General features: G+C 60.8%; 13 protein-coding genes. All 13 read right to left on the reverse strand.

All coding sequences use genetic code 11. The features are described from left to right. Positions 1 to 173 precede the first annotated feature (173 nt). The gene (locus ACRESD_RS22205; protein ID WP_431752870.1) at positions 174 to 518 is read right to left on the reverse strand and encodes an Hpt domain-containing protein; all 345 of its coding nucleotides are present in this window, start codon (positions 516 to 518) and stop codon (positions 174 to 176) included. A gap of 30 nt (positions 519 to 548) precedes the next feature. Next, on the reverse strand, positions 549 to 2267 hold the full coding sequence (locus tag ACRESD_RS22210; protein WP_431752871.1) for an ATP-binding SpoIIE family protein phosphatase: 1719 nt from the start codon (positions 2265 to 2267) through the stop codon (positions 549 to 551). Further along, positions 2264 to 2569 (reverse strand): STAS domain-containing protein, encoded by a 306-nt coding sequence (locus ACRESD_RS22215; protein WP_431752872.1) that lies wholly within the window; start codon positions 2567 to 2569, stop codon positions 2264 to 2266. The genes ACRESD_RS22210 and ACRESD_RS22215 overlap by 4 nt, the downstream gene beginning before the upstream one ends. Before the next feature lie 166 nt (positions 2570 to 2735). After that, positions 2736 to 3185 (reverse strand): flagellar export protein FliJ, encoded by a 450-nt coding sequence (gene fliJ, locus ACRESD_RS22220; RefSeq protein ID WP_431752873.1) that lies wholly within the window; start codon positions 3183 to 3185, stop codon positions 2736 to 2738. Positions 3186 to 3188: 3 nt separating this feature from the next. Continuing rightward, a complete protein-coding gene (gene fliI / locus ACRESD_RS22225; RefSeq protein WP_431752874.1) occupies positions 3189 to 4547 on the reverse strand; it encodes a flagellar protein export ATPase FliI in 1359 nt (452 codons plus the stop codon). Further along, entirely contained in the window at positions 4537 to 5301 is a 765-nt protein-coding gene (gene fliH / locus ACRESD_RS22230) for a flagellar assembly protein FliH (protein WP_431752875.1), read from the reverse strand. The genes fliI and fliH overlap by 11 nt, the downstream gene beginning before the upstream one ends. Before the next feature lie 10 nt (positions 5302 to 5311). Beyond that, a complete protein-coding gene (gene fliG, locus ACRESD_RS22235; RefSeq protein WP_431752876.1) occupies positions 5312 to 6331 on the reverse strand; it encodes a flagellar motor switch protein FliG in 1020 nt (339 codons plus the stop codon). After that, positions 6324 to 8099: a flagellar basal-body MS-ring/collar protein FliF gene (gene fliF, locus ACRESD_RS22240; RefSeq protein WP_431752877.1), complete on the reverse strand. Its 1776-nt coding sequence runs from the start codon at positions 8097 to 8099 to the stop codon at positions 6324 to 6326. The genes fliG and fliF overlap by 8 nt, the downstream gene beginning before the upstream one ends. A 16-nt stretch (positions 8100 to 8115) precedes the next feature. Further along, on the reverse strand, positions 8116 to 8445 hold the full coding sequence (fliE, locus tag ACRESD_RS22245) for a flagellar hook-basal body complex protein FliE (protein WP_016972029.1): 330 nt from the start codon (positions 8443 to 8445) through the stop codon (positions 8116 to 8118). A gap of 131 nt (positions 8446 to 8576) precedes the next feature. Then, the gene (locus ACRESD_RS22250) at positions 8577 to 9953 is read right to left on the reverse strand and encodes a sigma-54-dependent transcriptional regulator (protein WP_431752878.1); all 1377 of its coding nucleotides are present in this window, start codon (positions 9951 to 9953) and stop codon (positions 8577 to 8579) included. A 6-nt stretch (positions 9954 to 9959) separates the two neighbouring features. After that, positions 9960 to 11171 (reverse strand): sensor histidine kinase, encoded by a 1212-nt coding sequence (locus ACRESD_RS22255; RefSeq protein WP_431752881.1) that lies wholly within the window; start codon positions 11169 to 11171, stop codon positions 9960 to 9962. A 110-nt stretch (positions 11172 to 11281) separates the two neighbouring features. Then, entirely contained in the window at positions 11282 to 12757 is a 1476-nt protein-coding gene (locus ACRESD_RS22260) for a sigma-54 dependent transcriptional regulator (RefSeq protein WP_431752879.1), read from the reverse strand. 169 nt (positions 12758 to 12926) lie between these two features. Further along, positions 12927 to 13202, reverse strand: a complete 276-nt coding sequence (locus tag ACRESD_RS22265; protein WP_431752880.1) for a flagellar protein FliT — start codon at positions 13200 to 13202, stop codon at positions 12927 to 12929. Positions 13203 to 13204: the final 2 nt, after the last annotated feature.

A 13204-nucleotide genomic window follows, 5' to 3' on the forward strand; every position in this document is an offset into this window, starting at 1 on the left:
GGTACACCCAGCTGATGCAATCGCAGGAAAGCCAGCTCCCACATTTGACCGCGGTCGACAGCCAGGAAACCGGTCGGCTCCAAGGCCGCCGCGCTTTCACTTTTGATCTGAGGCGCCCCATCAAACACGCTGGCCGGAAGCAGCCGTGACCTAAGCAACGGATATGTACTCAATCAAATCTGAAACCGCTGCCTCTCCGACTCATACAACGGACGGACCAACGCAAACTCATGGTCAATCTGATCCACCAGCGCGCCCAAATCCGCCGTAGAACCAATGGATTCGACCTCCAACCGCTGACACAACTGCGCCAACCGCACCGCCCCAAGGTTACCGCTGCTGCCCTTGAAGCTATGGGCAATTCGCCCCAGTGCCTTGGCATCATCCCGCGCCTTGCGCAGCGCCTCGACGCGTTTCTGGGAGTCGTCGAGAAAGGTGTCGAGCAACTTGGGGTACTCGCCCTCCATGACGTCCTGCAAACCCGACAACACTTCAGGGTCCAGATGAATCTCAGCCACTTGCTCGCTCCTTGATCAAGAATCGGCGGATTATGCCAGAGCCTTCCAGCAAAACTCCACGCAGACGCTGCGCCCACCGTCCGACCAGCGTACATCGCTGCTCAGTTGGCGCACCAGGCTCAAGCCGCGACCAGACAGACGGTCGACATCCAGAGGCCGCGCCAGCACTTGCTCCACGTCGAAGCCCGGGCCACTGTCTTCGATGCGCAACGTCATCCGGCCACCCATCACGGTCGGCGCCACCTGCATGTGCACCCGCACATATCCGCTGTCCAGTTGCGCCAGACGCTCATTGCGCTGACGGTAGTAGTCGGCAAACCCCTGGGCATTGCGCTTGAGTCGCGAGTCCAGGCCCAGTACGCCGTGTTCCAATGCGTTGGAATACAGCTCAGCCATTACGCTGTAGAGCGCCCCGCTCTGCTCCCGCAGCCCCTGGATCTCCAGCAACAACTGCAGCAGATAGGGCAACGGGTTGTAGCACTTGAGGGTCTGGGCGCGGAATTCGAAACTCACCGACCAGTCCAGCGGGCACGACTGACCGCTGTCAGCGTACATGGGCTCGGCCGCACGCAACGGCTGACCGGCCTGCAAGGTGATTTCCACCATGCTGACGTCATCCCGCGCTTCACCACGAAAGGCCGCCAGGGCCTGCTCGATGTCTTCGAACAGGCGGTCGGGCTCACGGTTGGCGGCGAATACCTGCTGCAAGCGTTCGGCACCGAACAATTGATCATTGGCGTCAGCGGTATCCAGCACGCCATCGGAAAGCAAAAACACCCGGTCCCCCAGGGCCATGGGCCAGACTTCAGTGCTGTCATCAAACGCTTCCGCCGACAGCACACCCAACGGCAGATGCCGTGACATCAACGGCGTACGCGTGCCCGTAGCCACCTCATGCACATAGCCCTCCGGCATGCCGCCATTCCACACCTCCACCGCACGCCGCTGGGCGCTCAGGCATAACAGGGTGGCGCAGCAAAACATGTCCACCGGCAGGATACGCTTGAGCTTGGCATTCATCTCCCGCAGGGTCTGCGCCAGCCCATACCCCTTGGCGGTCATGCCGTAGAACACTTCCGCCAGGGGCATGGCGCCGATGGCGGCAGGCAGGCCATGCCCGGTGAAATCACCGAGCAGCACGTGCATGTCACCGGACGGCGTGTACGCCGCCAGCAACAGGTCACCGTTGAACAGCGCATAGGGTGATTGCAGGTAACGAATGTTCGGGGCGGCGTTGATACAGCCAGAATGGGTGACCTTGTCGAACACCGCCTTGGCCGCCCGCTGTTCGTGCAACAGGTAGTCATGGTGCCTGGCGATCTGGTCGCGCTGCTGCAACACCGTGGCTTGCAGGCGACGCAAGCGGTCCATGGCGTTGATCTTCGCCGCCAGGATCAAGGGGTTGTAGGGCTTTGGCAAGAAATCGTCGCCACCGGCATCCAGGCATTGGGCCAACGCCTCACTCTCGCGCAACGAAGTGAGGAAGATAATCGGCACCAGCGCTTCACCTGCCAACCGCTTGATCTGACGGGCAGCCTCCAGGCCATCCATTACCGGCATCAGCGCATCCATCAGCACCAGTTGCGGGCGCTCACGGGTAAAGACTTCGACGGCTTGTGCACCGTTGGTAGCCGTCAATACTTGATGCCCTTGGCGCCGCACGATGGTCGACAACAACAGCAGGTCGGCGGCGCTGTCTTCGGCGATGAGGACCGTCAGCGGCTCAAGGACGGGGGCCAGAACGTTCAACTGATATCGAACAGTTTGTCGAAATTGGAGATGGCGAGGATCTTGCGCACATCGGAATTGCTGTTGATCACCTGGACTTCCGAGTTATCGCCACCGGCATGATCCCGGAGCAGCAACAGCATCCCCAAGGCCGAACTGTCCATATAGGTGGTTTCTTTCAAGTCGACGACATACAGCTCAGGCACCTTGTAGAAACGCTCGTAGGCATCCCGGAACGTCTGGTGGCTGCCGAAATCGAACCGGCCCTTGATCGCGATCGTTAACTTCTTCCCATCCAGGGACACTTCTGATTCGACTGACATGTGACAGCTCCTTGTCATTGGCAATGAGACAAGGTTTAGCAGTTGAACCGGCCATGAGCAACACCGCAAATCAAATGTGGGAGGGGGCTTGCTCCCGATAGCGATGGATCAGTCAATATTTTCAGAGACTGACACACTGTAATCGGGAGCAAGCCCCCCTCCCACATTAATACTGCGATTGGCGGGGAAGACGTTGTGATAACTCGTCGAGCAGCTTTTGCTCGCGCTTGTCTTCAATGGCCCGCGCTTCGTCGATGTAGCGCTGCACCAGTTTGCGCAAGCCTTCGACCCGTGCGAACGCCGCTTGCCAGCTCTCACGGGCTTTATCGAGGTTGTTCTGGTGCCAGGCCAGGCTCTGGCGCTGCTGGCCGACCGCCGTTTCCAGCTGGTTGAGAAAGCCCTGATAGCCCATCAGCCACTGGCCGGACACGCCCTGGCTGCCGCGCTCGATCCACTGCTGCTGGTACTCGCCGCGAAAACGCTCCAGGTCGCCCAGTTTGCTTTCCGCGAGGCGCACCTGGCCCTGGAAATACCCCAGGCGCTGAACGGCGGTCTTTTCGGCCTTTTCGGCCATATCCACCACCGGGGCCAGACGTGAAGAGCGGGTGCTGGCCATGGCTTAGCCGCCTGGCGCTGGGGCGAAGATCGAACCCAGGTGCGCTTCGCTTTCGCCCATGCTGATTTTGTCGTTGAGCCCCTGGCGCAGGTAGGTCACCAGTTGCGGTTGCAAGGCGATGGCCAGGTCGGTCTCACGATCGCCACCGGCCACATAGGCGCCGACGCTGATCAGGTCGCGACTCTGTTGATAGCGCGACCACAGCTGCTTGAAGTGCTGCGCACGAGCCATGTGTTCCGGCGTGACCACAGCCGGCATCACCCGGCTGATCGACGCTTCGATATCGATGGCCGGGTAGTGCCCTTCCTCCGCCAGGCGCCGCGACAAAACGATGTGGCCATCGAGCACGCCCCGCGCCGAGTCGGCAATCGGGTCCTGCTGGTCATCGCCTTCGGACAACACGGTGTAGAACGCCGTGATAGAACCACCACCGGCCTCGGCATTACCGGCGCGCTCCACCAGCTTGGGCAGTTTGGCGAACACCGACGGCGGGTACCCCTTGGTCGCTGGCGGCTCGCCGATAGCCAGGGCGATTTCCCGCTGGGCCTGGGCGAAACGCGTGAGCGAGTCCATCAGCAACAGGACGTTCTTGCCCTTGTCGCGAAAATATTCGGCGATGCGCGTGCAATACATGGCAGCGCGCAAACGCATCAATGGCGCATCATCCGCGGGGGACGCGACCACCACCGAGCGCTTGAGCCCTTCTTCACCCAGGCTGTGCTCGATGAATTCCTTCACCTCGCGACCCCGCTCGCCGATCAACCCGACCACAATGATGTCGGCCTCGGTAAAGCGCGTCATCATGCCCAACAGTACCGACTTACCCACGCCGGTACCGGCGAACAAGCCCAGACGCTGACCGCGACCGACCGTCAATAAACCGTTGATGCTACGAATGCCCACGTCCAGCGGCACGCTGATGGGGTTGCGCTTGAGTGGGTTGATGGTGGGGCCGTCCATCGGCACCCAGTCTTCAGCCTTCATGCCACCCTTGCCGTCCAAGGCACGACCGGCACCGTCGAGCACGCGGCCGAGCATGCTCATGCCCATGGGCAGGCGGCCGGTGTCGGCGAGCGGTACCACCCGGGCGCCGGGGGCGATACCCGCCAGGCTGCCCACGGGCATCAGGAAGATCTTGCTGCCGGAAAAGCCCATCACCTCGGCTTCAACCTGCACCGGGTGGTAGCTGTCGTCGTTGATCACCATGCAGCGGCTGCCCATGGCGGCACGCAGGCCTTCGGCTTCGAGGGTCAGGCCGACCATGCGCAACAGGCGCCCTTCGAGGATCGGTTGGCCAGGCAACTCAGTGGCCTCGGCATAGCTGCCCAGGCGCTTGGCGAAGCTGGTGCGGTCAAGGCGCATCGGGGGCGTCCAGGTCAACGCTCAGGTCAGGCTCGGCCGGATGAAGGGCTTGCTCATGGAGCTGATCGAAGAGCTTGGCCATGATCTGGGTGATACGGGTTTCCACCGTCGCATCGATACGGCTGTGTTCGGTCTCGACCCGGCAACCACCGGGCTGCAGCGACGCGTCCTCGACGATGCGCCAGGTTTCTTCATGGCGCTCGCGCAGGGCTTTGACCTGTTCGAAATCCTGGGGGTTGATGTACAGCCGCACATTGCCGACGCCCAGGGGCAGCAGCTTGAGGGCTTCACGCATGACACTTTCGATCTGGCTGGAGTCCAGCACCAGTTCACGCTGGATGACTTGGCGGGCGATGTGCTCCACCAGCCCGACCATGGCTTTTTCCAGCTGCGAGTCCTGCTCGGCGATAGGCTCGAACAGGCTGCCCATCAGACGTTCCAGGCTGGCCAGCTTGACCTCAAGTGCCGCCTCGGCCTCCTGGCGGACTTTGAGCGTGGTACTGCGAAAACCGTCTTTTTCACCCGCCGCAAAACCTTCGTTGTAAGCCTCCTGGCGGATGGCTTCCAACTCTTCGAGGGTCAGTGGCTGGACTTCCTCCAGCGGCACTTCTTCCATTTCCGCCGGTGGTTCTTCGACCGGTTCCGGTTCAGGCTCCGGCACATGCGGATCGAAGCTGGGCAACGACCAGATGTCGAACCCGCCGACATCCCGCGCGCGAATCAGATCGCTGGGCGTCTCATCTTTGTTCGACATGGGACGCGCCTTAGATCATTTCTTCGCCGCCCTTCCCGCCGAGAACGATTTCTCCGGCTTCGGCCATACGGCGGGCAATGGTGAGGATTTCCTTTTGCGCGGTTTCCACGTCGCTGACGCGCACCGGGCCTTTGGCTTCCAGATCGTCGCGCAACAGCTCGGAGGCACGCTTGGACATGTTCTTGAAGATCTTCTCTTTAACGTTTTCGTCGGAGCCCTTGAGCGCCAGCACCAACACGTCCGAGGACACTTCGCGCAGCAACGCCTGGATGCCACGGTCGTCGACATCGGCGAGGTTGTTGAACACGAACATGAGGTCTTCGATCTGGCCGGACAGGGTGTCGTCGATCTCGCGGATCGAGTCCATCAACTGGCCTTCGACCGAGCTGTCGAGGAAGTTCATGATGTCGGCCGCCCGCTTGATACCACCCAAGGTGGTGCGCGAGGCATTCGAGTTGCCGGAGAACTGCTTCTCCAGAATCGTGTTGAGTTCTTTCAGGGCCGCTGGCTGCACGGTGTTCAGCGACGACACACGCAGGATGATGTCCAGGCGCACTTTGTGATCGAAGTGGCCGAGCACTTCGCCGGCCTGGTCCGGGTCCAGATAGGCCACGACGATGGCCTGGATCTGCGGGTGCTCGTAGCGGATTACATCGGCGACAGCGCGCGGCTCCATCCATTTCAGGCTGTCCAGGCCGCTGGTGTTGCCGCCCAGCAGGATACGGTCGATCAGGCCGTTGGCCTTGTCTTCGCCCAGTGCCGAGGTGAGCATCTTGCGGATATAGCTGTCGGAGCCGACGCCCAGGCTGGTCTGGTCGCCGACGATCTCGACGAACTCGCTCATCACCTGTTCGACTTGCTCACGATGCACATTGCGCATCTGCGCCATTGCTACGCCGACACGCTGAACCTCTTTGGGCCCCATGTGGCGCAACACTTGTGCGGCATCGGTTTCACCGAGGGACAGCAGCAACACGGCGGCTTTGTCGACCTTGGTGAGCTTGGCAACAGCGGCTCGATTATCACTCATCTGCGTTGATCCACTCTTTCACGACCTGGGCCACACGGCCCGGGTCTTCTGCCACCAGACTCTTGATTGCATTCAACTGAGCGTCATAGCCTTCGCTCGGGCTTGGCAACAGGATGCTTTGCGGGCCACCGAGGCTGACGCGGTCGTTGGCCAGTTCGCCATCCAGGCCGCCCATGCCACCCAGCTCGACGTCACCACCGGCCAGGGCCAGCTGTTTCTTGCCATGCCCGGTGATGTTGTTGAGCACCGGACGCAGTACACCGAACACCAGCACCAGGATGAACAACACACCCAGCACTTGTTTGACGATGTCCCAGAACCACGGCTGGGTGTAGAACGCCGGGTCGGCAATCACTTCGCCACGCTCAGCGGAGAACGGCATGTTGATCACACTGACGCTGTCACCACGGCTGGCATCGAAACCGACGGCGTCCTGCACCAGGCGGGTGAAACGTGCCAACTCGTCGGCGCTCCATGGGGCGCGGGTCACTGCGCCGTCAGCCGGATTGACCTTGACCTGATCATCGACCACCACAGACACCGACAGGCGGTTGATTTTGCCCTGTTGCTGCTTGGTGTGGCTGATGGAGCGGTCGAGTTCGAAGTTCTTGGTCGACTGGTTACGCTTGTCCGACGGGTACGGCGCGAGCATCGGCTGGCCGGTGGCCGGGTCCATGATCTGTTGGCCGTTGGCGTCCAGCAGCGGCTGACCGGGCGCAATCGCACCGGCAGTCGCCGCAGCGCCGCCCGTGGTTTGCGGCGCCGAAGCCGGGGCCGGCGGCTGGTTGCTCAAGGCACCCGGCACACCTTGCGGACCATTGCTGGCGGTACGTTGCTCGTTGGTGGACTGCTCGCTGCGCAGGGCAGGCTGGTCAGGGTTGAACTGTTCGGAGGTCGATTCGACGGCACTGAAATCCACGTCGGCGGAGACTTCAGCCTTGTAGCGGTCATTGCCCAGTACCGGTTGCAGGATATTTCGCACACGCTGGGTGAGCATGCTTTCCATGCGACGGCTGTAGTCGAACTGTTTGCCGGCCTGGGTCAGCGCAGAGTTCTCGGCCTGGTCGGACAACAGGTTGCCCTTCTGGTCCACCACGGTGATCTGCGACTTGCTCAATTCTGGAACGCTGGTGGCCACCAGGTTGATGATCGCCAGTACCTGGCCAGGCTCCAACGAGCGGCCGGAAAACAGTTCGACCAAGACCGAGGCACTCGGCTTGCGTTCGTCACGCACGAACACCGAGCTTTTCGGAATCGCCAGGTGCACGCGGGCCCCCTTGACGTTGTTCAAGCTGGAAATGGTGCGCGCCAGTTCGCCTTCCAGGCCACGACGGTAGCGGGTGGCTTCCATGAACTGGCTGGTGCCCAGCCCCTGGTCCTTGTCGAGGATTTCAAAACCGATGTTGGCATCGGACGGTGTCACGCCCGCAGCGGCCAGCTTCATGCGTGCACGGGCCACGTCGTCGGCCTTGACCAGCAACGCGCCAGAATTGGGTTCTACGGTGTAGGCGATGTCGGCGGCGGCCAGGGTTTCCATGATCTGCTTGGAATCCATGCCCGCCAGGCTGCCGTACAGCGGCCGGTAATCAGGTTGCTGCGACCACAACACCACGGCAAAACCAATCGCCACGCTCGCGGCCAGGCCGACCATCAGGCCTACCTGACGCAACATGGTCATTTCGGAAAGGTTTTCCAGGAACGACAGGCCAAACAGCGGCGGCTTGCCGTCTGCCTTGGCGGGTGCGTTGTCCACGACTGCTTCTGCCATGACTTAAATCTCGTCCTTAAACCGGCATCTGCATGATGTCTTGATAAGCCTGAACCAGCTTGTTACGCACTTGGGTCAAGGCCTGGAAGGAAACGCTGGCCTTTTGCGAGGCGACCATCACGTCGGTGAGGTCCACGCCGCTTTTACCGATCTCGAAGGCCGTGGCCAACTGGTTCGACGCTTGCTGGGTATCACTGACTTTATTGATTGCCTGACCGAGCATGTCGGCAAAACTGCTTTGGCCCAATTCCGGCGCTGGCGCGACGGATTTCGGTTGAGCCATGGCATCCATTTGCATGGAGCGCATATCCAACATCAACCGATTGAACTCAATACCCTGGCTCATGACCTTCTCTCTCCGACGACCCGCAATTTTTTGACACTACGCAGCGGTTACTACTGGAGGTAGCAACAAGGGTGCCAGATCCGTGGCGATTCGTAAGAAAAGACGACAAACCATGTCGCCCTAAGTGTTTGTCAGGTGGCGAAAAGATACGCTTCCACATCCATCCCAGCGTCACGCATCTGTGCCAGCTTGTAGCGCAAGGTGCGCGGGCTGATGCCCAAGCGCTCAGCGGCCTCTTTGCGACGGCCGCGCTCGGCACGCAGGGTGTCAATGATCATCTGGAATTCGCGGCGCCGCAGGTCATCCCCCAAGGCACCACCTGACTCGGCTTCGACAGCCGCCGGTGCGGGTGACAGGGTTGGCACCGGTGCAGCGGCATTGCCCATGGCCAGGCAGAAATCTTGCGGCTGGATCAGCCCGCCCTGCTGCAATATCAGTGCGCGCTGAATCGCGTTATCCAACTCCCGCACATTGCCGGGCCACGGATAGCCGATCAGGCAGGCCTGGGCTTCAGCCGAGAGCCGCGCCTGGGCGTGCTTCATTTTTTTGACGTGATTCTTCAGCAGGCGCTCGGCCAATGGAATGATATCGGCCGGACGCTCACGCAACGGGCGCCAAGCCAGCGGAAACACCGAGAGCCGATAGAACAAGTCTTCGCGAAAGCGCCCCGCCGCCACTTCGCCCGCCAAGTCGCGGTTGGTGGTGGCAACTACGCGGATATCCAACTGGATCGGCTTGCGCGCGCCCACCCGCTCCACTTCACGCTCCTGCAAGACCCGCAGCAACTTGGCTTGCAGGCCCAGGGGCATTTCCGAGATCTCGTCGAGCAAAATGGTGCCGCCGTCGGCTTGCTCGAACTTGCCGGCCTGAGCCGCGATGGCACCCGTGAACGAGCCCTTTTCATGGCCAAACAACGTGGCTTCGAGCATGTTGTCCGGGATGGCCGCACAGTTGATCGCAATAAAGGGTTGTTTGACGCGGCTGGATTGTTGGTGGATATAGCGCGCCAACACCTCCTTGCCGGTGCCGGACTCGCCGGAAATCAACACGGTGGAATCGCTGCGCGCGACCCGTGCAGCCAGTTCCAGCAACTGCGCACTGGCTGGCTCAAAGGCAATCGGGCCTTCGCCATCGGCAGCCGGCATCACGCCCAAGGCATGCTTGGCGACCAGTTCCATCAAGGCTTTGGGCTCGAAGGGTTTGACCAGGTAATCCGCCGCGCCTTGGCGCATCGCGTCCACTGCACGCTCCACCGCGCCATGGGCGGTCATCAGCAGCACCGGCAGTTGCGGCTGGCGCGCACGCAGCAGGCCGAGCAACTGGTGACCGTCCATGCCGGGCATATTGACGTCACTGACCACCAGGCTGAACGCCTCCTGCTCAACCGCCTCCAAGGCTTCTTCGGCAGAACCGACCGCCCGGTAGTCATGGCCCGCCAACAGCAGCGTGTCAGCCAATGCTTCACGCAGGGCGCGATCGTCTTCCACCAACAGAACCTTGATAGCCATATCCTCTTACTCCACGCTTGCCGGGCTGGAAAACAGCGGCAAGGTCATCAATGCACAAGTGCCACGCCCTAACCGGGAACGCAGCTGCAATTCTCCCTGATGGGCACGTGCCACTGCCTTGACCACGGTCAGGCCCAGGCCGGTTCCGTTGGTCTTGGTGGTGAAAAAAGGCTCGCCCAGGCGTTGCAGCACTACCGGATCGATACCGCTGCCGCTGTCGCTGATGCACAGGCGCAACGTCTGTTCGCGACGATACAAGTGCACCTTGAGCCGTGCGCCCTGGCCGCTGGCCTGGGTGGCGTTTTCAATCAGGTTCAGAAGCGCGCCGACCAGGGTGTCACGGTTGCACAGCAGCTCGCCGAGATGGCTGTCGCACTGCCAGCGTACGTTGACGTCCTGGATATGGGTGGCGGCCGCGGATTGCAGCGACTGCATCAGTTCTGCGGGCGTGACGCGATCAGTCAGCGGCAATTCGCCGCGAGCGAACACCAGCATGTCGCGCACCTGATGCTCCAGTTCATGCAAACGCTCCTTGAGACGCCCGGCAAATCGCTGGTGGGTGGCAGCGGGCAATTGTTCATCAGTCAAATGACTGGCGTAGATCAACGCCGCCGACAACGGCGTGCGGATCTGATGCGCCAAAGAAGCGACCATCCGCCCGAGCGACGACAAACGTTCATGACGCGCCAGTTGGTCTTGCAGGTGACGGGTTTCTGTCAGGTCATTGAGCAGCACCAGTTGACCGGGCTCGGCGTCCAACGAGCGGGTGGCGATGGACAGGCGGCGCCCGTCTTTCAAGGAGATTTCATGACCGTCGTCTTCACGGGGCGCGAAGCAGCGGGTAATGACTTCTCGCCACAGCTCGCCTTCCAGTGGCAGGCCGAGCATATCGCAGGCGGCCGGGTTGGCTTCGCGCACACGGCCCTGGTCGTCGATGACGATCACGCCACCGGGCAACAGGTCGAGGAGGTTTTGCAGACGGTTGGCCAGGCGCTCTTTCTCGGCCAGCTCTTCCATGCGCTGGGCACTGACCACCGCCAGCTCGCCCTTAAGCTCGGAAACCCGGGCCTCCAACAAGCTGTAGGAGTCGGTCAGTTGGCTGGACATCTGGTTGAACAGCGAAAACGCCTGTTCCAGACCTTGCCGGCTCTGCTGCTCTACAGACGGGACGAGCCCCGCGAGATCCGGGGACGAAGATAGTTGGGCGGCGTGGGGCATCATGCTCTCTCGCTTGGCTGACCGTCAGTTAAACGGAACGTTGCGGGAGCTGTAGCAATACTTGTGCCGAAAAAAAACCGCTGATAAATCAGCGGTTTGAAAAACAGGCGTCAATCATCCGCCTGTTCATCTCCTTCTCTACGGCTCATGCCGTACTTGCGCATCTTCTCCACCAGGGTGGTACGGCGAATGCGCAAGCGCTCGGCAGCACGGGCGACAATGCCGTTGGCGTCGTCCAGGGCCTGTTGAATCAAGCCTTGCTCCAGGTTGCCGAGGTAGTCCTTCAGGTCCAGGCCTTCCGGCGGCAGCATGGCGGTGGAACCGAAGTCCGGGGTATGGCCGTTGATGGCCACGCGCTCTTCCATGTCGCTGCGCAGGCTGTCCACCATCTGCTCGTCTTCGTCGTCGACGTAGCGGAATTTCTTCGGCAACTCGACTACGCCGATCACACCGTAGGGGTGCATGATCGCCATGCGCTCCACCAGGTTGGCCAGCTCTCGCACGTTGCCTGGCCAGCCATGGCGGCACAGGGACATGATCGCGGCGGAGTTGAAGCGAATCGAGCCGCGCTTTTCGTGTTCCATGCGCGAGATCAGTTCGTTCATCAGCAACGGGATGTCTTCCACGCGCTCACGCAGCGGAGCCATCTCGATCGGGAATACATTGAGGCGGTAATACAGGTCTTCGCGGAAGCTGCCGACCTCGATCATGCTTTCGAGGTTCTTGTGGGTCGCCGCGATGATGCGCACATCGACGCTCTGGGTCTTGTTGCTGCCCACGCGTTCGAAGGTGCGTTCCTGCAGCACGCGTAGCAACTTGACCTGCATTGGCAACGGCATGTCGCCAATTTCATCGAGGAACAGGGTGCCACCGTTGGCCAATTCGAAGCGCCCGGCACGACTGGTAATCGCCCCGGTAAAGGCGCCCTTCTCATGGCCAAACAGTTCGCTTTCCAGCAACTCGGCCGGAATCGCACCGCAATTGACCGGCACGAAAGGCCCGTCGCGACGCTTGGAGTGATAGTGCAGGTTGCGTGCGACCACTTCCTTGCCGGTGCCAGATTCGCCGAGGATCAGCACGCTGGCGTCGGTGTCGGCCACTTGCTGCATCATCTGGCGCACGTGCTGGATCGCACGACTGGTGCCGACCAGGCTGCGGAACAGGTTGGGTTCACGGTGACGGCCACGCTCGCGCGCTTGGTCGTACATCTCGCGATAGACCTGGGCACGGTGCAGGGAATCGAGCAATTTGCTGTAGCTGGGCGGCATTTCCAGGTTGGAAAGCACACGGCGGCGCTGGTCTTCCGGCAGGTCCACGGAAGAAATATCGCCCATCAGCAACACCGGAAGGAACTCATCCCAGGTCGACAGTGTCTTTAACAGGCCTAAAACTGCGCCAGGAGCGTTTACCGTCCCGATCAGTACACAGATGACTTCACGGCTCGACGACAATGAGCTGACCGCCTGCTGCCAGTCATGGCTACCGCAGGGTAAATTTTCTTCACCGAGAAAATTTAAAATTACCGCTAAATCGCGGCGGCGAACGCTATCGTCATCAATCAGCAGAATTTTGGTTTCACGCCACATGCAATAGCAACTTCCCTAGTTAACTCAAATGCCCTGGGGTCGGGGCAATCTAGATGGCTGTAGGCACTTTCTGCGCGACAGCCTTCTGAAATCTGAAAACAGCACTAGTTAAGTCAAAAAATCGCTCGCAGTCAAATTTATGACGCGCGTTCGGATTAACTGAGCCCGTTCAGCCGAACAGATGGTAAACCTTTGACGCATTTTTAGCTTGGTTGATCTGCGACATCTCTTCGAAAATCGCCTGCCTTTCGCCCGTCGTCACCTCAAGCAATTGCTGATAGACCGCCAGCAGGCTCTCAAGCTTTTCGCGCAACGCATCCTCATCGACCGGCGCTTCACTGAGCACCTGCTCGATGACGTCGCGACAGCCCATATCCAACTCGCCGATGGCGTCCCAGTTACGGTCCGCCAGCGCGCCCATCAATGCCTCACGGGTTTCATCAATGC

The sequence above is a fragment of the Pseudomonas sp. genome (assembly GCF_050739995.1).
Taxonomy (GTDB): domain Bacteria; phylum Pseudomonadota; class Gammaproteobacteria; order Pseudomonadales; family Pseudomonadaceae; genus Aquipseudomonas.